Here is a 21,167-nt window from a genome sequence, read left to right as displayed (position 1 = left end):
TCGTTCTCTGTTGCGCGGGCGCACACCGGTCGTTCGGTGCGCGAGGGGCCCGGCGGCGCCGGGAAGGCGCGCGCAGGGAGTTTCGGGGGTGGGGCGTGGCCCCACGGGGGGTCAGCGCCAGTTCTCGCCGAGGGTTCCGAGGGGCGGTTCGGCGCTGCTGCGTTCGTGCTGGGTGATGGACTCCCTCAGGTACCAGGTCCCGTTCTCGGCGCGCTGCCAGATCTCCTGGATCTCGTTGCTCGCGTCGGCCACGAAGCGGGTGCCCGTGTTCTCGTTGGTGACGACCTTGGTGACGGAGCCGTCGGCGCCCGTGTAGTCGGTCCGGGTCACGCCCTCCTGCACCGTGGTCGTCGTCCCCGGAGCGGTGGAGCCGGAAGGCCGGCCGCCCGCGTCGACCAGCGGGTTCTCCACCGTGAGATACGCGGGGGGCCTGTCCAGCCGCTGTTGGACGTCCTGTTGGCCGGCCTCGGAGTTGAGGTAGGTCTCCTTGTCCATGGTCAGTTCCCAGTCGCCGTCCGGCCGCTTGGTCCAGATCTGGAGGGTGTCCTGGCCGGTCTCGTCGGTGACGTAGCGCTTCATCGTCCCGTCGGGTTCGCCCTCTGGGGAGGAGTCCATGTAGATCTTGGTGACGGAACCGTCGGAGCTGCGGATCGTCGTCACGGAGTCGCCGTCCCGAGTCAGGGGGTGGTACGTCTCGGAGTAGCTCAGCCCCGTGTTCTTGTTGGTGACGGTGGTCGTCGTCTCGACGGCGTCGCCGTTCTCGTCGACCTTGATCTCACCGTTCTCGTCGAGCTGGTACGACACCGTGGTGGTGCTGTTGGCGTCCTCCATGGTGTAGCCCTTGGGCACGAAGGCCTCGTCGGGCAGATCGTCCAGCTGACCGCGCATCCCCCTGAGCCGGCCGACGTCGGCGTCGCGATCCGGATCCCAGTCGCGCAGCTTGTCGTACTCCTCGCCGAAGCCGTCCTGGAGGTCCTGCTGCCGTTGCTGGACGGGCTTCTCCTCCTCGGTCAGCGCGGTCTGCGCCTTGTCGGTGTCCGCCTGGTCGTCCCACAACTCCTTCTGGCGGTCCTGCAGGTCCTGCGACTCCTGGTCCAGGGGGTCCAGCCGCGTCTGGAGGTCGGCGCGATCGGCGTCGAGGCCGTCCTGCTTCCCCTCCATGGCGTCCTCGACCTCCTTCTGGGTGGACTTCTCCAGGGCCCAGAGGTCCTTCTGCCTGGCCTGGAGTCCGTCCTGCCGCTCGGAGAGGGGCTCCTGAGCGCGGCTCAGCGCGTCACGCTCGTCGTCGAGTTCCTTCTGCCGCTCATTGAGCGGGTCGAACGCCTTCTCCTGCTCGCGCTGTTCCGCCTCCAGGGCGTCCCACCGTTCCGCGAGCCCCTTGCCCTCGGACTCCCACAGGGCGTCCCGGTCCTTGTCCAGGGCGTCCTGCCTGCTCTGCCAGGCGTCGAGGTCGGCCTGGGTGGCATCGCCCTTGCTCAGCAGGGTCTCGCGTTCCCGCCAGAGGGCGTCCTGCCGTTCCTGGAGGGCGTCCTGCTTGGCGTCGTAGGCCTTCTGCTCCTGCTCGAGGGCGGTGACCTTCTTCTCCATGGCCGCGTCCTGCTCCGCGCGGAGGGCCTTCTCGTCCGCCCAGAGCTGCTGCTGCCTGCGCATGAGTTCCTCCTGCTGCTTCAGCAGGGGCTCCTGATCCTTGCGGAGAGCCTCGTACTCCTTCTGCAGCTCGTCCCGCTCGGCCTGGAGCTTCTCGTCGCGCTGCCTGAGGAGTTCCTTCTCCTCCTGCCAGAGCTGCTGCTGTCTCGCCTGGAGTTCGTCCTGCTCCTTCAGCAGGGGCTCCCGCCTCTCGGCGAGGTCCTCCTGCTCCTTGTTGAGCTCTTCCTGCCGCTTCTGCTGGGCCGCGGTCTGTTCGTCGAGCTTCCGCCGCTTCTCGACCAGGGCGTCCTGTTCCTTCTTCAGGCGCGCCTGCTGGGTCTTGTAGCGGGCCTCCAGCCTTCCGGCCTCGTCCGCGCGGAGCTTGCCGTCCAGCGCCTGCTTGCGTATCTCGTTCTGCCGGGTGGCCTCGTCGCGGACCTGGGAGGTGACCTGCTGGGCCGCGCCTGCGGCTTGGGAGGCGTCCTGGTCGTAGAAGGCCTTGCCCGCCCTGTCTAGGAGGTTCCCGAGGTCGGTCATGGCCTGCCAGCCCTCACCGAACGACTTCTTCCAGGCGCCGTAGAAGTCCTCCATCGCCTCGGCCGTCTCCCGGCGGGGGCCGATGTCCCCCGCGGCGAACGTCTTGTCCGTGTGCGAGGTGACGTCGAGTTCGTCGCGGAGGTGCCACAGATGGCGCGCGAGGAAGGTCATCAGGTCGTAGTCGTAGGAGATGCGCACCATGTCTGCCGTCCTTCCTCGAAGCGGTCGTGTCCCGTGTCGGTGCCGAGCCGCCCTGTAGACGAGAAGTCGGGTCCGGATGGTTCAAAGAGATTTCGTCCGCACCCCACTGACCGGCGAAAACTGTGGCGTGCGCCACTTTCTTGAACTCTCGGCCCACCCCAGTACGTCTGCATCCGGTACCCCAAGTCCCGGACCGCGTGGAGGACTCCTTGGCCACCTCCGACGAGTGGAGCAGAGTCGGATTCACCGGCAACCCGGTGACCGGGAATCCGGGCGTCGTCGACAACATCACGAAGGAGCTGCGCGGCCTCAGCGATCTGGCCGGCCGGGTCAGCAGCGGCCTCGACACCCTGCTGACCAAGGCCGAGGACGGGGGCTTCGAGGGGCGGACCGCGGACGCCCTGCGCACCTACGTCAAGGACGAGCTCAAGACTTTCATGGCGAACGTCAACCGCTCGTTCGACATGGCGGCCAACGCGACGGCCCGCTATGCGCGCGCCCTCGGGGACTCGCAGGACCGGGCCGAGAACGCCGCGGACACCGTCGCCGCGCTGGAACGCGTCGGCGGTCAGCCGCTCGCCGAGAACGACCCGGAGCTGACCCGCGCCCGGGGCGAGGTGGACGCCGAGACCGACGCCATCCAGGCCGAGGCGAAGATCCTGGAGGAGGCGCTGCGCGAGGCCGCCCGGCTGGTGTCACGGCCCGTGAAGAAGCCGAAGAAGAGCTTCTGGAAGCGGTTCGTGTCGACGTTCTTCAAGGTCCTGGAGATCGTCGCGCTGGTCATCACCCTCGTCGCGGCCGTCATCGGCGGCCCACTGGGCCTGGTGGCCTTCGGGCTCGGCGCGGTGCTCTTCGCCAAGGCCCTCGTCGACTACGCCACGGGCAACGGCAACGCCCTCAGCCTGGGCCTCGCCTTCCTCGGCATCCTGTTCCCCTCGACGAAGGGACTCACCACCCTCGGCGGGCTGGCCCGGATGGCCTCGGCGGGCACGAAGGCCCTGAGCGGCGCCCTCTCCGCGAGCGGGCGGCTGCTGTTCCGGGGCGGCAGAATGCTGTTCTCCTCCCCCGGCAGACTCCTGTCGCTGGCCGGACAGGGCCTCGTGCGGTTCGGCGGAGGGCTCGGCAGCCGGGCCGCGGGCGGGTTCATGGCGCTGCCCCGGGTCCTGTCCAGGACGCCCGCGATGCTGGGGTCGGCCCTGCGCTTCATGGGCGGATTCGCCCGGAGCACCTTCCGCCAGGGCTGGTCCTCGCTGACCCGCGACTTCGTCGAGTCGACCGCGTTCGTCGGTGGCAACACGGCCGGGCGGCTCGGCGTCTTCACGGTCATGAGCCTGGGCCGGCTCACGATGACGGCGCTGCTGCCCATGAGGTACTCGGAGATCGCCCGGTTCGGCTACCGGGGCGCCTTCCGCATGGGGTTCATCGACCGCGGCATGCACTTCACCTCACGGCCCCTCGGCACACTCGGCAGGACGGGCTCCCTGGCCGGGGACCTCACGGAGCTGACCGGGCGGAACCTCGACCGGGGCGGAAACCTGCGCCCGTTCGACGCCACGAACACCGACCGGCTCGCCGTCCCCGGGACCCCGGAGTTCAACGACACCCTCGACGAACTGGCCGAGATCTCGGTGACGCCGGTGACGACGCCCCGTACCCCCGGATTCAGCTCCCTGACCGGCTCGGGCACCCCCCGGATGCCGGGCCGCCTCGACGACATGGGCGGCCGGCTGAGCACCCTGGACACCCTGGACACGGTGGGGCTGCCGGTCGGCACGTTCCCCGGCGGACAGCGGCTCGGCATGCTGAACCCCGTGACCGGCCGGGTGGGCGACGACCTGATGCCCCCTCGGCTGCGCACCACGCTCACCACGTTCGACCAGGTGGACGAGTTCGGCGTCCCCCTCACCCCCGGCTCCCCCACCACCCTGCTGCCGCCGCGCAGCACGGTCGACGAGCTGCGGGACCTCGACGAACTGACGGGCCTGGAGCGCACCGGGACCGGGCTGCTCAAGCCCCTCGACGATCTGACGGACCTGGCGGAACTGAGCCTCGACGGCAGGATCGGCGGGCTGACCGAGTTCCAGGTGCGGCAGATCCTGGACGGCGAGATCGACCTGGTGAACGTCGCGCCGGACGGGGTCGTCCTGCGTGTCGGGAAGACCGATCCGGTGGACGTCCGGGTGCAGTTGAAGGACGGGGTGAAGGTCGACGTCCTCGGACCGTCCGACCCCCGCGTCCCGACCTGGAACACGACGACCGGCGCCGACCGCCTGGACGAGCTCGGGATCAGGCTCGACGACCTCACCAGGCTGATCCCCGACACCACCGACGGCTCCCGCGCCGCACGTGATCTGCTCGGCCTGGGACCGGCCAGGACGGACCTCACCGCCGCCCCGCTCGCCAAGAGCCCCGCCTTCACCCCGCTGACCCTGCGGGACATCGTCACCGGCGGAACCTCCGGCAAGCTCGCCACCGAACGCTTCCAGGCCTGGGTGCGCACCCAGGCCACCCAGGTGCAGCTGGACACCGCCGGGCGCAAGCTCTCCGAGATCGACGGACTGACCGACGTACCGCCGCTGGGCCGCGCCCGGGCCGAGCTGGATCTGAGCGCCGCGAAGATCGACTTCAACCAGGCCCGGATCGCGTTCGACCGGCTGGGGATGAACCTGGACACCGTCAACCGGGACATCACGGTGATGATGACCCGCGTGGACGGACCGGCGGGCACCATGCCCACCGGTGAACTGCGGCTGCTCGACGACCTCGGGCGGCCCACCGGTCAGTGGATCACCATGGAGCCCGGGCCGACCGTCACCTGGGTGCTCAGGTCGGACGCCGGGATCGTCCCCGACGTCAAGGTGCAGATGGCCGACGGCGTCTTCACCGTCACCACCCCCGAGGGGGCCGTCACCCGATTCGGCGCCGACGGCCGTCCGACGGTCCTCGGCGATCCCGGATCGGTCCCGCTTCCCCGCCTGCCGGGGTCTGGCCTGGACGAGGTGGTGCTGCCCGCGCCGCGCCAACCGGACCGGCTCGCCTTCGCCGCCGACCGTTCCGTCGACATCCAGGCCATCACACCGGCGCCGGTGTGGCGCACGACCGACGAGACGCTGTGGCGCATCGGCGGCAAGCGCCCCCTCGACCAGATCTTCAGCGAGGGGTTCACCGTCCGCGATCCCCTGGAGACCAGCCTGGACGTCATGGTCAGGACCGGTCAGCCGTCGGCGTTCCTGAGCACCACCACCGACAGCAACCTCGTCTGGGACGGCATCTTCAAGTTCGAGATCGAGGCCTCCGGCGGGATCGACGTCGGCAAGAGCTTCGAACGCTCCATGGGCCCGGACGCCTGGCGGGCATCGGGCTGGGCGTCGGAGAACGAGATCGCCTTCCCCGGCGGTATCGCCTCGGAGTTCATCCGTGGCGCGTACCGGATGGACGCCCAGCAGAACCTCCTCGAATGGATCCCCAACCCCAACTTCGGGGGCAACAACCCCCTCCCCGAGCTGGCGGTGGGTCTGAAGGGTGCCGGGGAAGGCACCTCGGGGGTCAGCGCGCTGGACTTCCAGGGGCTGTCCCTCGACGACCAACTGCGGCTGCTGGACCAGCTCGATCTGGGCGAGACCAGGGCCTTCGACGACATCGGCTCCCTGAACGGGGCCAACTCCCTGGACGAGGTCGGCAGCCAGCTGGACGATCTCGGGTATCTCTCCGACGAGTTCCACTTCGACCGCTTCGACGCGCCCGCGCCCCGCACGGAGACCGTGCTGGTGGACCCGCAGGAGTTCGCGGGGGTGACCGGCCTCCGGACGGAGTGGCAGCGCACCCCGCTGGACGAGGGCGGGTTCATGTTCACCGACCAGGCCGGGGACATCCGGCTGGTGTTCGACGCCGGCGAGGTCCGGCAGTTCACCGACATCCGGCTCCCGATCGGCGACAGCTTCGTCCGCTTCGACGCCGACGCGGGGCCGGGGTCCCTGCCCCGGATCGTCGGGCAGGACGGAGTGCCGCTGCCCGGCGGTGCGACGATCGAGCCGGTCAGGGGCGCGCTGGGCGTGGTCACCGGGGTACGGGTGCAGTCGCTCGACGGCGCCTGGATCGGCCGCTTCGACCTCGACGGTACGCGGCTCTCCGAGCAGCTGACCCTGTCCGGCCCCGTCGGCGGCCCGCTGACCGGGGCCCGGCTGACCACGACGTTCACCCAACTGCCGGGCGGCGCCCAGTCGGCGACGTACCGGCTGACCGTGCCGGGGCTGGGCGACGGCGCCTTCAGTGTCGTACGACTGGACGGGGATCTGGCCCAGCGGCTGCCCGGCGGGTTCGCGGTGACCGACACGGCGACCGGGGGGCGGTTCGTCCTCGACCGGGGCGGACGGTTCGTGGACCTTCCGGCGGAGGGGGCGTCGCCGATACGCCTGGACGTGTCCGGGTCGACGACGCCGAACTCGACGGTGGACCTGTCCTCGACCCTCGACGACCTCGGCGACGTCGGCGACGTCGGCCGACTCGGCGATTCGAGCAACCTCGGTGACCTGGGGCGCCTCGGCGAGTCGGGCGACCTCGGTGATGTCGGTGACCTCGGCCGCCTGGGCGATGTCGGTGACCTCGGCCGACTCGGTGACGTCGGTGACCTCGGCCGCCTGGGTGAGATCGGTGATGTGGGCTCGCTGAACCGGCTCGCGCTCCCCGACCTGCCGCGTACGGATCTCACGCCGCAGCCCGCCGGTTTCGACGCCCGGTTCGCGTCGACGCCGACCGACGGCACCCCGACGCCGGTGAATCCGTCGCGGTTCGACGGCATCGCCCTCTCCGGGGCGGACGAGCTGACGGATCTGCGGCTGCGGGTCACGGAGTTCCCGGCGACCGATCTCGCGCCGGCGTCGTTCCGGATCGACGTGATGGACTTCGGCGCCCCCGGTGGTCCGGTGCGGCTGGAGAACGTGACGGTGACCCTCCGCGAGGGCGGTGGGCTGAGCATCACGGGTCCGCAGGGCGGCGTGCGCTGGCAGTTCGACGCGCTCGGGCAGCTGGAGTACCGGGACCTGCCGCTGACCGGCACCGACCTGGCGCTGCGCTTCACCGACGACGCGGTGAACCCGATGCCGAGGGTGGTCGGCCCGGACGGTGTGCCCGTCCAGGGTGCGACGCTCACGCCGGTCAGGGACACGACCGGTGCGCTGAGCGAGCTGACCGTGCGGGTGCCCGTGCCGGACACGGACGGGCTCACGGCGGTGTGGCGGTTCGAACCCGGCGGCATCCTGCGCCAACAGGAGCTGCCGCTCACGCTGCCGGGCATCGACGGCCCGGCCGGCCTGGGTGTCAAGGTGACGATCACCCCCGGACCGGGCGGCACCATGACCAGGGTCCTCGAACTGACCGGGCCGTCGAACCTCACCGGTTCCTTCCGGCTGGGCCCGATGGACAGCTCCCTCGCCGGGCGGCTGCCGAACGGCTTCACGGTCACCGACACCGTCACCGGCGCACGCTTCCACTACGACGCGAACCGCAGCCTCGCGATACGGGACATCCCCGCCCGGGACGGCTCCGGCTTCCTCCGCTTCACCGAGGACGCCGCGCCCGGCACCCCACCCGTCCGGCTCGACGAACTCGGCGATCTCGGCGACTTCGCCGGTGACCTGGGCGACGTGGCGCGGATCTTCGACCGTACGCTCGACGAGGCGGGCGGCCTGCGTGGCCCCCTCGACGACCTCGACCGCCTGACTGGTCCGGACGCGCCGCGCACCGACGCGCTCCCGGCACTGGACGAATTCGCCCCGGGGGAACGTGAGCTCTTCGACGAACTCTGGGACAGCGTGGTCCAGGACGTACGGACGCTGACCCCCGAAGAGCTGAACCGCGTCTGGGGTCCCGACTCGCCGCGCACCGACGCGCTCTCCGAGCTCAGCGACCTGTCGGACACCGAACTGGAGGCCCTTCTGGCGCGCCTCGACAACATCAGGCGGACGGACAACGGGCCTCTGGGCGCGGACGAGCCGCTGCACGTGCCGCTGTCCGGTGTGGACGAACTGGCGGACCTCGACCTGCGGGTGACCCGCCTCCCGGCGACCGACGAGGCACCGCAGGGCTCGTACCGGCTCGAACTTGTCGACCGCACGCCCGGCGGGACCGGACCGGTGCGCGCATCGGACTTCAGGGTCGAACTGCTCGACGACAGCGGCAGGTTCGCCGTCATCGACCCGACCGGTACCACCCGGTTCACGCTCGGGCCGGACGGCCGTTTCCTCGGGCGGGAAACCCTTCTCACCTTCGACGGACTGCCGGAGGGCATACGGCTCAATGTGACGGTCGTTCCCGGAGCGGAGGGCACAGGGCGGATCGCGGTCGATCTGCTGGTCCCCACCGGTGCCGCCGGCTCCGTCCGGTTCACCCCGACGACCGGCACGCTCGCCACCCGCCTGCCCAGCGGCTCCACCCTCACCGACGCCATCACCGGCTCACGCTTCCACTTCGACCACACCGGCCGCCTCGCCCTCCGCGACCTGCCCGACCCGGACGGCTCCGGGTTCCTCCGCTTCACCGAGGGCGCGGGGCCCGACACACCGCCCGTCCGGCTCGACGAATTCGGCGAACTCGGCGACTTCGGCGGCGACCTGGGCGAACGCTTCCCGCTCGGCTCCATCCCGGAGAACGACGTCCTGGACGACACCCTGGACACCATCGACCTCGCCAACGTGTTCGACCGTACGCTCGAAGAGGCCTCTGGCCTGCGGACGGTACCCGAGGGCGCCTCGGCGGACATGTCCGGCATCGCCGGAGCCATGGACTTCCTGCACTCCGCGCCCGACACGCACGGCCTCCAGGCGCTGGACCTGCCCGGGGTGCAGCAGCTCGCCGACGACGCGACCGCCTCGCTCGACAGGCTCGGTCTGCGTCCGGGGCTGCTGGGCGACCAACTGCGGGAGTTGACCGCACAGGCCCGACTGGCACTGCGACGTCAGGCAGGCACCGCCCTCGGCGACTATCTGGACCTGCCGCTCGCGACCCGCCTCGACGACCTTCGGGCCATGCCCCCGGCAGGCCGCGACCTCGGCGACTTCATCGTCACGCCGACACCGCACGGCGGGCCCGGCGGCAGCCGCTACACCGTGCACCACAACCCCTCGGACGTGACGCTGGGCTTCGACGCGAACCGCTCACTGGTCTACCAGGAGGTGTTCCTGCGGGGCGGCCCGGGCGACTTGGACGGGCTGAAGCTCGGGATCACCGGACGCTCGGCGGACGGCGGGCCGTGGACCCCCGACTCGCTCGACTTCGTGGGCACCCGCACCGCCGACGGCTTCACCCTCACCCCCGGCACCGAACCGCGCGGCGGTCTCACCCTCACCGACGCGGCGGGCACGACCAGTTGGCACCACGGCCCCGAAGGCGTGCACACCCTGACGGACGTGAAGCTGCCCGGCGACCGGGGCGTCCTCCGCTTCGACGCCGACGCCCCCGGCGGCGTACCGCAGGTGCTGGACTCGGCGGGGCATCAACTTCCCGGGACGCGCGTCGAGTTGCTGGACGACGGCCGGATCGCGCTGGTCCCCACCGGAAAGGCGGCCCAACCGATGGAGCGGGCCGTCTTCAGCCGTACCGGCGCGCTGCTGGAGGAGACGATCGCCGTACGGATCAAGGGCGGCAAGGCCAACGGCGAGTACTGGAAGATCGACCACGCCACCAGCACCGCCGTACGGGTCGACTCCTCGGGCACCCCGCTCACCGGCCGCTTCGCCACGGCCAAGATGGAGCTGTCGGGAACCGGCCGCTTCAAACTGACCGGCGACGGCAACGTGATCCTCTTCGAGCGCGAGGTGCTCGGCAACGGCAACGTCCTCCACATCGACCTGGACCGGGTCGGCCGGGCCCGCTGGGCCGAGTTCGACCCGGCGGGGACCAAGGTGCGGGCCGGCGAGCGGATCTGGGACAGCGACCGGAGGACCATCCACGACACGCTCTCGTACCGCTGGGCCCCGGTGGACGTCCTCGACGTACGGACGTACACCAAGGCCGTCGACGGCGGTCTGATCCGCGCGGAGAAGACCGCGGCCGGCGACTGGAAGTGGACGCGCTTCGACTCCGGCGGCACCGAGACGCTGTCCGGCACCCGCGAGTGGTCCTGGAACCACATCGGTTTCAAGGACACCTACCTCGACCCGGCCACCGGGCAGGTGACCGTTGCCCAGCAGCGCGGCAACATATGGCCGCTGGACGGCTACCACGGCTCCCGCCAGTACCTGGAGCACCCCGTACTGGCAGGTGAGAGCCCCGCGGGCCTGCGGGTGAACCCCGAGCTGCACTCCGCCGTCGGCCCTGCCAACAAGCAGATCGACGTCATCGAGCACCTCGCGGACGGCGGCACCCTGCACGTCGTACGCATCTCCGACCAGCGCATGCCCGCGGGCCTCTGGCAGACGCGTACGGGCGCCGGCCGGTTCGACGGGTTCTTCGGGAACCTCGTCACCGGAGACTCCATGTTCACGGTGTCCAAGTGGACCGAGACCGCCGCCGACGGCACCCGGCTGAAGGGTGTCCGACTCGTCTCGCACGCCGGTCACAGCTGGCGCGACATCGACCAGTTCGGCCGGATCGTCCGGGAGACCCGCAAGCTGGAGAACGGCGACGTCGTCGAGGTCGGCCGCGGTCTCGACGATCCCACGCAGTGGGCCCCGGCCCCGAAGTGGAACGGTTCCGCCGACTCGTACGAGCTGCCCTGGCTGGACACGAAGAGCGGGGTCTCCGGCACCCGCCACGTCGCCGGCGACGGCAGCTTCGAGGACGTGTTCACCAACGCCGCCGGCGACGAACTGCTGTCGATGCGCTCGCAGGGCACCGGCGTGCGCGAGTACCTCGGCGAGAACCCGGCGCGCGGCATCGGACGCGACGACGTCTCCGGGGCGTGGGTGGACAAGAACACCCAGCTGCAGATCACGGGACGGCGCGACCAGTGGGGCGACCTCCACATCGAGTCGCACGGCAACCCCCGCCACCGCACCTGGGAGTGGAAGGCCACCGGCCCGGACGGGACGGTCACCGAGGGCATCCGCACGCAGAACCGCGGCTCGTTGTACTCCCGCACCTGGGACGACTCGTTCACCGACTTCGAGCGGCTGGAGAACGGCCGGCCGGGCCAGGCCCTCCGGGAACGCAACGCCACCGACGACGGCACCGTCTGGATCGACACCACCCGGCAGCCTGACCACACCTGGACCTGGCAGAAGACCGACGCCGACGGCACGGTCCACTCCCGGGGCGTCCGCGAGTACCAGGACTTCGCGAAGGGCCACTGGACCGACCGCATCGGCGACGACGTGGTGAGGCAGCGCACCGGCGGCCGGGTCCGCGAGTACGCGTACACGGTGCGGGAGACAGCCCCTGCGCCCCTCACCCCGTCGGCCCTCACCCCGCCGCCGGAAACCGGCCCGACCACCCTGGCGGACCTGATCTCCCGCTCCGCGCGCCACTTCGAGCCGACCACGACGGTCACCGTCGACCGGGAGGTCTGGCGGGAGTTCGACATGGGCAAGGTGCTCCACCGCCGTGACGCGGTGGAGGGCGTCCCGGGCCGGTACCGGGAGTCGGAGTCGCTGTGGGGGCAGTGGCGGGAGTACCAGGGCGACCGGCTGGTGGCCCAGCGCACCATCACCGGACGGGTCTGGGCCACCGACGCCTTCGGCCGCTGGTCGGCGTTCGACGTCGCCAAGCTGCCGGAGATCAGCAGCCTGCCGTCGGTCGGCGGACAGGTGGGCCTGGACGGCCACCGCGCCTGGCGGCTCATCGGCCGCGAGGTCGACTTCCGCGGCTACACCAACGAGTTCCGCGGCCTGAACCGCGAGTTCCGCGACCCGTTCCACGAGATCTGGACCGGCGTCCGGGACGGCTCCTCGGCCGCCATGCCGCTGTGGCGCCATGAACTGCGCAAGGCGGCCACCGAGTTCGCCACGGGCTTCCTGATCGAGTTCGGCACCAGCTTCGCGGTGTCGGCCATCGTCTCCGAGTTCGCCAACACCCGCTTCGACCCGATGGTGGCCTTCGAGCGGGCGCTGCTCAACGGTGCCGTCGGCGGCGGCATCCGGGCCGGCTTCAACGTGGCCCAGGACGTGACCGCACTAGGCAAGATCAAGTACGGCCTGACCAACCTCGACCAGGGCCAGGACTGGAACCGCCACTCCCTGGCCTCCGTCGACGACTGGGCCACCGAGTGGTCGTCGTACGAGAACCCCGCCCGCTGGCGGTCCGGTACCTACGCCTTCTTCGACGGCCTGACGGTCAGCGCGCTCACCGGTTTCGTCAACAACGCCGCCAACGCGGCCATCTGGGGAGTGGGCGGCCAGAAGCACACCGGCCTCGAAGCCCTCGAAGCGGGCGCCTGGGGCGCGGCGGGCTCGCTCTTCACCGGCGTCACCAGCGGATTGGGCAGGTACACCATCCACACCACCGCGGGCTCGCGGATCTTCCATCGTGGCGGCCCCGGCGAGCTGATCTGGCAGAGCGCCGAGTCGCTGGTCACGGGCATCCTCAACTACTGGATCAACACCAGGGGCGCCCACATCGACTCGACCCATCCGTTCCCGCCGTCGACGACCACACCCACCACACCCACGACGACGCCGCAGGGGACCCAGCAACCGGCCGTCTCGCCCATCGAGGGATTGGAACTCACGTGACCCCCACCGCCACCGTGCACCGGGTCGCCCCCAAGGGCCGCGGCACGCACCGCAGCATCGCCTCCGCCGTGCGCGCGGCCCGCGACGGCGACGAGATCCGGATCGCCCCGGGCGAGTACGCCGAACAACTGCTCCTCGACCGCGCGGTGAGCCTGCTGCCGGAGGACGGGCCGGAGCACGCCGTACGGGTGCTGGCCGCGTCCCCCGGGCGGCCCGTACTGGAGGTCACCGCGTCCGGCGTACGGATCGAGGGCATCGCCCTGACCGGGCAGGACCCCGGGCAGCCCGCCGTGCTGGTCGGCGCAGGCGGCCTGGAACTGGACGCCTGCGCGATATCCGGCGGCCGGGTCGAGGCGGGCGGCGACGCGTCGCTCACCCTGACGGACTGCCGGGTCCGGGGCACGGAACTGGCCGCCGTGCACATCAACACCACCGGCTCGGCCCGGCTGACGAGGGTCCTGGTCGAGGACGTCGAGGGAACCGGTGTCGTCATCGGCTCCCGGGCGGCCGTCGAGGCCACCGAGCTGACGGTACGGCGCGTCACCGGGTCCGGTGTCCGCGTACGGGGCGGCGCCCGTGCCGTCCTGCGCGACTGCCGGATCTCCGGTCCCGGCCGCAGCGGGCTGCTGGTGGAGGACGAGGCGGCCGTCGCCGCGCTGGACTGCCGGGTGGAGGAGACGGCCGCCGAGGGCGTACGGGTGCTGGGCAGCTCGCCCCGCCCCGAGGACCGGGAGAGCCGGGAGAGCACGGACGGCGGGGTCCTGCTCGTCCGCTGCGAGGTGCTGCGTACCGGCACGGACGGGGTCGCCGTCTCCGGTACCGGGGACGTGCTGCTGCTGAACTGCCGCCTGCGGGACGGCTCGGGGCCCGGGGTGAGCGCGGACGGCGACAGCCGCACCGAGCTGGTGGACTGCCAGGTCGACCGGGCCCACGGCTCGGGTCTGGTGGCCCGGGGCACCGCCCGGCTGACCGTCGAGGGCACGTCGGTGACCGGCAGCCGGGCGAACGGTCTGCTGGCGGGGGACCGTTCCGAGGTGCGGATGGCCACGAGCGACATGACGGAGTGCTCGTTCAGTGCGGTCCACGCCTGCGAGGACTCCCGGGTGACGCTCACCTCGTGCCGTATCGGATCGACGGCGGAGCACGGGATCCGGGCCACCGACCGTGCCGGGCTCACTGTCGAGGGCGGCCGCATCACGGACTGCGGACTGTCCGGAGTGCAGATCGACAGCGCGGCCGAGGCACGGATGCGCGGCCTCTCCGTGGTGCGCGGCCGGGCCGGCATCACCACCGAGTCGACCGGCACGGTGGTCCTGGAGGAGTGCGACGTCGCGGACACCGAGCGGGCCGGTATCTCCTGCGGCACCGGGACGACGCCGGTACTGCGGGACTGCCGCATCACCGGGACCGGCACCGCGGGCCTGGTGATCGGCGAACGCGCCGCCCCCAGCGTCGAGGGCTGCACGGTACGGGACGCGGCCGGCTCCGGTCTCGTGGTGGGCCCGCAGGCCGAACCCCGGGTCAGATCCGTCACGGTGGCCCGGACCGGCAAGAACAGCCTCTTCGTCGGCGAGAAGGCCCGCGGCACCTTCGAGGACTGTGTCTTCGCCGGGGCGGGCAGCGACGGCGCGGCCTTCCCGGCACTGCATGTGGCGGCCGGGGGCGCGCCCGTGCTGCGCGGCTGCCTGGTCCGCGACACCGAGGAGGACGTGGCGCTGGAGAAGGGCGCCCGCCCGGTGTTCGACGACTGCCTGTCGCGGGACGTGAGGAACCCGTCCCTGCCGACCGGCGCCGACCAGTCACTGGCGGCCGCCTCGGGCACGGGCACGGCGGGCTCCGGAACCACCGCGCGGGAGACCGAGGCACCCCCCGAGGACACCATCGAGGACCTGCTGGCCGAACTCGACGGCCTCGCCGGCCTGGACCGCGTGAAGCAGGACGTCTCGTCCCTGGTGAAGCTGATGCGGATGGTGCGCCGCCGCGAGGAGATGGGCCTGGCCCCGCCCCCGCTCAGCCGCCACCTCGTCTTCACCGGGAACCCGGGCACCGGCAAGACCACCGTCGCCCGGCTCTACGGCCGCATCCTGGCCGCCGTAGGCCTCCTGGAGCGCGGCCATCTGGTCGAGGCCGACCGCTCCGCCCTGGTCGGCGAGTACGTCGGCCACACCGGCCCGAAGACCACGCGGCTGTTCCAGCAGGCCCGGGGCGGGGTGCTGTTCATCGACGAGGCGTACTCCCTCACCCAGTACGCCGGGTCCAACGACTTCGGCCAGGAGGCGATCGCCACCCTGCTGAAGCTGATGGAGGACCACCGCGACGACGTGGTGGTCATCGTCGCCGGATACCTCAAGGAGATGGAGGTGTTCGTCCGCTCCAACCCCGGTCTGGCCTCACGCTTCAACCGCACCCTGCTCTTCGAGGACTACGGCAGCGCCGAACTCGTCAGCATCGTGGAGCACCAGGCCGCACAGCACCAGTACGAACTCGGGCCGGCCACCCGCGAGTCGCTCACCGCCCGCTTCGACACGATGCCCCGGGAGCGCGGCTTCGGCAACGGCCGTACGGCACGCCAGCTGTTCCAGGCCATGACGGAACGCCAGGCGTACCGCGTCGCCGAGCTGCCGGACGCCTCGGAGTCCGACGTGATGACGCTCAGGCCCGAGGACATCCCGCAGACGCTGTGAGCGGGCAAGCCCCTCCCACGTCCCCTTTGCCCCTGCCCCTGCCCCTGCAGAACGACCTCGTAAGGACCCACTCCATGCCGCACACGCCCGCTCGCCCGGACAGCCGGGAAAGCGACCACAGGGAAAGAGACCGCAGGGAAGGCGACCGCAGGGAAGGCGAGTTCGCCGACCTGTTCGCCCGCAGGACACGCACTCCGCTCCGCGGCTTCCTGCCCGGCCGCCGGGTCTGGAACGCGGTCGGCGGCTCCGCGGTCGCGGTCCTGGTGATCGCCGGTTCCGTGACGGCCGTCGCCGCCATCGACTGGAGCGGCGGCTCCTCCGAGAAGGTGACCACGGCGGCGGACGAGCCCACGAAGGAGAAGTCCACTTCGGGTGACACCCGGAAGGCGACGGTCGTCCCGTCGCCGAAGGCGCAGGACAGCGGCACCAGCGGGGTCGGCGGCAAGCAGGACCCCGAGGTCGTCTACGTCCCCGTCTCGGGCGGAGCCGGCGGAGACGGGGACGGGTCCGCGCCGGACTCCGACACGAATTCCGGCGCCACCGGCACCACGGGCACCGCCGAAGGAACCACCGGCAGTACCGGCACCTCCGGCACGACCGGCACCGAGGAGAAGCAGACCACGACCACACAGAGCACCGGGTCGCAGTCGACGGCCGGCTATCTGTGGGCCGACGGGAGCGTGGAGTCCGACTCCAACGACTACTGGGACCAGAGCACCATCACGGTCAAGTCCACCAAGCCGCTCAGCTCGCTCAAGGTCGTCGTCCGCGTCATCCAGACCGGCGGCGTGTCGAGCACCGGCGCCTGGACCTCCCTGGGCGACAAGGTGGCGATAGGCCAGAACTCCACCAGCGACCAACTGGGGTACGTCATCACGCTGAAGTCGGGTGTCACCCTGGCCGCCGGCACCTATGTCTTCAAGGTCCAGTACAACCACGCCGAGGGCGCCCGTGACGCGGGCCGCGACCTCTACACCGTCACCACCGTCGCCTCCGACTCGGAGGACAAGTTCCTCTCCGGCCGCTTCTGAGCACCCGAACGGCGACCGGGCCGGCGCGTCACCCGGCCATGGTGATCCGTGGAACGCCCCAGCGCCGATCAGGTTACATAGGGACATGAGTGACGCAGAAGCCATGCCCGACTGGGAGAAGCGGTTCCGAGCCCCGCGCGTCTCCCTCCCCGACTGGGCGGAAGACGCCCCCGACCGCTCCCTGTTCGTGTCCAACGCGACAGGCACGTACGAGCTGTACGCCTGGAACCGCGCCACGGGCGAGCAGCGCCAGGCGACGAACCGCCCCAACGGCACGACGGACGGCGTGCTGTCGCCCGACGGCGAGTGGATCTGGTGGTTCGACGACAAGGACGGCGACGAGTTCGGAGTCTGGCGCCGCCAGCCGTTCGCGGGCGGAGCGGACGGAACCGAGGACGAGCCCGCGACTCCCGGCCTGGAGCCCTCCTACCCGGCGGGACTCGCCCTCGCCCGGGACGGCCGTACCGCGGTCGTCGGCCGCTCGACCGACGACGAGGGCACGACGATCCACCTGGCGGTGGCGGACACGCCTCCCACGGTGATCTACCGCCACCGCGAATCCGCCGGGGTCGGCGACCTCTCCCACGACGGCTCCCTGATCGCGATCGAGCACACCGAGCACGGCGACGCGATGCACTCCGCGCTCCGCGTCCTGCGTCCCGACGGCACGACGGTCGCCGACCTCGACGACACCAAGGGCGGCGCGGAGGAACTGGGCCTGGAGGTGCTGGGCTTCGCCCCCGTGGAGGGCGACACCCGGCTGCTGGTCGGGCATCAGCGCCGGGGCCGCTGGGAGCCCCTGGTGTGGGACGTGACGACCGGCGAGGAGACGGACCTCGCCCTGGACCTGCCGGGCGACGTGAGCGCGGAGTGGTACCCGGACGGCTCAGGACTCCTGATCGCCCACAGCTTCGAGGCCCGCAGCGAACTCTTCCGCTACGACCTGACCGACCGCGAACTGGTGAAGGTGGACACACCGCCCGGCTCGGTCTCCGGGGCGACGGCCCGGCCCGACGGCAGCGTGGAGTACCTGTGGTCGTCGGCGGCCGAACCGTCGTCGGTGCGCTCGACGACGGGGTCGGTGGTCCTGGACCCGCCCGGCCTGAAGTCACCGGGCTCGGTACCGGTGGAGGACGTGTGGGTGGAGGGCCCGGGCGGCCGTATCCACGCCCTGGTGCAGCGGCCGGCAGGGACGGAGGGCCGCCCCCTCCCCACGGTCTTCGACATCCACGGCGGCCCCACCTGGCACGACAGCGACGCCTTCGCGGCGGGCCCGGCGGCGTGGGTCGACCACGGGTACGCGGTGGTGCGGGTCAACTACCGGGGCTCCACCGGGTACGGACGTGAGTGGACGGACGCCCTCAAGCACCGGGTCGGTCTGATCGAGCTGGAGGACATCGCGGCGGTCCGGGAATGGGCGGTGACCTCGGGCCTCGCGGACCCGGACCGCCTGATCCTGACGGGCGGCTCCTGGGGCGGCTACCTGACGCTGCTGGGGTTGGGCACCCAGCCCGACGCGTGGACACTGGGCCTCGCGGCGGTGCCGGTCGCGGACTACGTCACGGCGTACCACGACGAGATGGAGGCGCTGAAGGCGATGGACCGCACCCTGCTGGGCGGTACGCCGGAGGAGGTCCCGGAACGCTTCGAGGCGTCGTCGCCCCTGACGTACGTCGACGCCGTGAAGGCACCGGTGTACATCTCGGCCGGTGTGAACGACCCCCGCTGCCCGATCCGCCAGATCGACAACTACGTGAAGCGGCTGGAGACGCGGGGCGCCGTGCACGAGGTGTACCGGTACGACGCGGGCCACGGCTCACTGGTCGTGGACGAACGGATCAAGCAGGTACGGCTGGAACTGGAGTTCGTGGAGCGGCACTTGGGGGTGTGAAGGGGGCCGGGGGCCGGGGGACCCTCTGGCGTGTGTGTGGCTACTGGTCGCCACGCAGGTAACGGGTGACCATGTCCACCAACTCCCTCTCGAACGTCTCGACCGGGATGGACCTCGGGTCGGCCATGAGCTTGTGCGTGTTCAACTCCACGGTGAACACGATGAGTTCGGCCGCGGTGTCGAGGTCTCGTACGTGGACGTCCGGGTGCCGGGCGAGGAGGTCGCGCACCTGGGCGACACGGGTCTTGCCGTGCCGGTCGATCGTGTCGAGGAGTTCCTGCGAGAGCGGCGCCTCCTCGATCATGATCCGCAGCAGCTGCGGATCGTCGCGGTGGTTGTCGATCGCGTCGCGGACCACCGCCCGCACCGTCGCCCCCAGGCTCCCGGCGGACAGCTCGAGCTGGTCCGCCCCCGCCCACCTGCCCCGGTCGATGTGCCGCACCAGCAGCTCGGCGAGGATCGCGTCCTTGTTCGGGAAGTACTGGTACAGCGAGCCGATGGAGATCCGGGCGCGCTCCGCGATGCGGTTGGTGGTGCCGGCGGCGTAGCCGTGCTCGGCGAAAACGTGAGCAGCGGCGGTGAGGATGCGGTCGCGGGTGAGCTCCGCGCGCACCTGACGGGGCTTGCGACGTGGCTGAAGACGACGGTCGTCCGACGGCATCCGAGGTCCTTCTCGAGGCGGCAAAAGCGAGTAGCCAGAGAGCTGAGCTATTGCTCACAATAGTGCCATGAGCTGCGATAACAAGGTCCACTCCGATGGGGGTGGCCCGCCGTGATCCCCAAGGTGTACCCGCCCGAGTCGCGCACGATGATCACGCTGGAGGTGCGCCGCCGCGAGTTCCTCACACCGGGCTTCGCGAGCGTCACCCTGGGCGGCCCGGCCGTACGGAACCTGGTCGTGGCCGGCAACGACCAGGCGGTCCGCCTGTTCTTCCCCCGCGAGGGCCAGACCGCGCTGCGGATGCCGACCTTGTCGAACGAGGCCTGGATCGCCCAGCTGATGCTGCTGCCCAAGTCGGTCCGCCCGTGGGTCCGCAACCTGACGATCCGGCGCGCGAGGCCCGCCGAGGACGAGATCGACATCGAGTTCGCCGTGCACGCAGACTCACCCATGTCGTCCTGGGTGCGCCGGACCGCACCGGGCGACCCGGCCGGGATCTTCGACATCGGCACCATGTACCGGCTGCCGGAGCACGCGGAGGGACAACTGCTGGTCGGCGACGAGACCGCGCTGCCCGCCATCCTGTCGATCCTCGACGGAACCCCGCCCTCACTCCCCACCGAGGTCTACCTGGAGGTGGCGGCCAAGGCCGACATCCGGTCGTACGTCGAGACGCCCGCCGGCACCCGTATCCACTGGTTCGCCCGCGACGACGAATCGATGCGGCCCGGCACCTTGGCCCTGGACGCGCTCCGCCGCGCGTCACTACCACCAGGCCGCCTCTACACCTGGACCGCGGGCGAGTCCCGGCTGGCCACGACGGTCCGGCGGCACCTGGTCAACGACCGCGGCATGCCCAAGCGGGACATCGCGTTCTTCGGCTACTGGCGCCTGGGCCGATCCACCCCCGGCTGAGAGGACCCCTCGTGCAGAAAGCAACGAAAGCAACGGAAACAGCCGACGCAACCGACGCAACCCGGTTAGGGACCCCGCACCGCCTGACGACCGTGGACGAGGTCGAGACGACCATCGGCCGCCCGCTCTCGATGATCATGCTCAAGCAGATCAGCGCCCTCGACGAGGGCTGCCGGACAGTCCTCGCCCGAAGCCCGATCGCGGCCTTCGGCTACCGAGACGCCGACGGCACAAGCAGAACTACCTTCATCGGCGGCACCCCGGGATTCGTACGCGTCCACTCGCCCACCCGGATCTCCTTCACCCTGCCCGAGTCCGGCGACCCGCACGGCCCGGTCTCGTTCTTCTTCCTCCTGCCCGGCGTCGGGGAACTCCTCCGCGTCAACGGCTCGGTGTCCGCCCGCAAGGGCGCGGTGACGACCGTCGATATCAAGGAGGCATACGTCCACTGCGCACAGGCCGTCATCCGGTCCCGCCTGTGGCAGCCGCCGACCCCGGCCGGACGGGCCGCCGAGGTCACGGGCGACGGGCCCTTGGCCCGGCCCGGCGTCGCCGACTTCCTCGCGGCGTCCCCCTTCCTGGCCCTGTCCACCTGGGACTCCTCCGGGGGCAGCGACACGAGTCCGCGTGGGGACCGGCAGACAGTGGCGCGGATCCTGGACGGCCGCACACTCGTCATCCCGGACCGCAAGGGCAACAGGCGCGCCGACACGCTCCACAACCTGCTCCAGGACGACCGGCTGGCCCTGGCCGCGCTCGTCCCGGGGCGCACCGGCGTACTGCACGTCCGCGGCCGAGGCGCGATCACCAACGCCCCCACGCTCCTGGAGACGATGGCACTGCGCGGGAGGCCCCCGCACCTGGCCTGTACCTCTCGATCCTGATGAAGCTCCAGGATCCGTCCCACGACATCACCGTGTACGAGCGCGACCCGGCGGGCTCGACCTACGGCTGGGG

At 71.2% G+C, this 21,167-nt stretch carries 8 protein-coding genes; 6 read left to right on the top strand and 2 right to left on the bottom strand.

The annotated features are described in order from the left end of the window. Positions 1 to 111: 111 nt before the first annotated feature. Complete coding sequence (locus ACWCRB_RS36795; RefSeq protein ID WP_451000208.1) at positions 112 to 2,364, bottom strand: hypothetical protein; 2,253 nt, start codon at positions 2,362 to 2,364, stop codon at positions 112 to 114. A 209-nt stretch (positions 2,365 to 2,573) separates the two neighbouring features. Between ACWCRB_RS36795 and ACWCRB_RS36790 the strand changes: the two genes are divergently transcribed. The 4 genes from ACWCRB_RS36790 to ACWCRB_RS36775 all read left to right on the top strand — a co-directional run bounded on the left by ACWCRB_RS36790 (position 2,574) and on the right by ACWCRB_RS36775 (position 18,634). After that, complete coding sequence (locus ACWCRB_RS36790; protein WP_451000207.1) at positions 2,574 to 13,028, top strand: scabin-related ADP-ribosyltransferase; 10,455 nt, start codon at positions 2,574 to 2,576, stop codon at positions 13,026 to 13,028. Continuing rightward, complete coding sequence (locus ACWCRB_RS36785) at positions 13,025 to 15,712, top strand: right-handed parallel beta-helix repeat-containing protein (protein WP_451000206.1); 2,688 nt, start codon at positions 13,025 to 13,027, stop codon at positions 15,710 to 15,712. Before ACWCRB_RS36790 ends, ACWCRB_RS36785 begins: the two co-directional genes overlap by 4 nt. A gap of 74 nt (positions 15,713 to 15,786) precedes the next feature. Beyond that, entirely contained in the window at positions 15,787 to 16,743 is a 957-nt protein-coding gene (locus ACWCRB_RS36780) for a hypothetical protein (RefSeq protein ID WP_451000205.1), read from the top strand. Positions 16,744 to 16,828: 85 nt separating this feature from the next. After that, positions 16,829 to 18,634, top strand: a complete 1,806-nt coding sequence (locus ACWCRB_RS36775) for a prolyl oligopeptidase family serine peptidase (RefSeq protein ID WP_451000204.1) — start codon at positions 16,829 to 16,831, stop codon at positions 18,632 to 18,634. A gap of 40 nt (positions 18,635 to 18,674) precedes the next feature. On the opposite strand, the gene ACWCRB_RS36770 is transcribed toward ACWCRB_RS36775, so the two are convergent. After that, positions 18,675 to 19,295, bottom strand: coding sequence for a TetR/AcrR family transcriptional regulator (locus tag ACWCRB_RS36770; protein WP_451000203.1), 621 nt, complete (start codon positions 19,293 to 19,295; stop codon positions 18,675 to 18,677). Between the two features lie 147 nt (positions 19,296 to 19,442). On the opposite strand from ACWCRB_RS36770, the gene ACWCRB_RS36765 reads away from it, so the two are divergent. Beyond that, positions 19,443 to 20,210 carry a siderophore-interacting protein gene (locus tag ACWCRB_RS36765; RefSeq protein WP_451000213.1) on the top strand — a complete coding sequence of 256 codons (768 nt, stop codon included), beginning with the start codon at positions 19,443 to 19,445 and terminating at the stop codon, positions 20,208 to 20,210. A gap of 92 nt (positions 20,211 to 20,302) precedes the next feature. Next, positions 20,303 to 21,094: a pyridoxamine 5'-phosphate oxidase family protein gene (locus ACWCRB_RS36760; RefSeq protein WP_451000202.1), complete on the top strand. Its 792-nt coding sequence runs from the start codon at positions 20,303 to 20,305 to the stop codon at positions 21,092 to 21,094. Positions 21,095 to 21,167: the final 73 nt, after the last annotated feature.

The sequence above is a fragment of the Streptomyces sp. NPDC002156 genome, assembly GCF_053593675.1.
The sequence above is the reverse complement of the archived record's forward strand: the minus strand, read 5'-3'. Positions and strand labels throughout refer to the sequence as shown.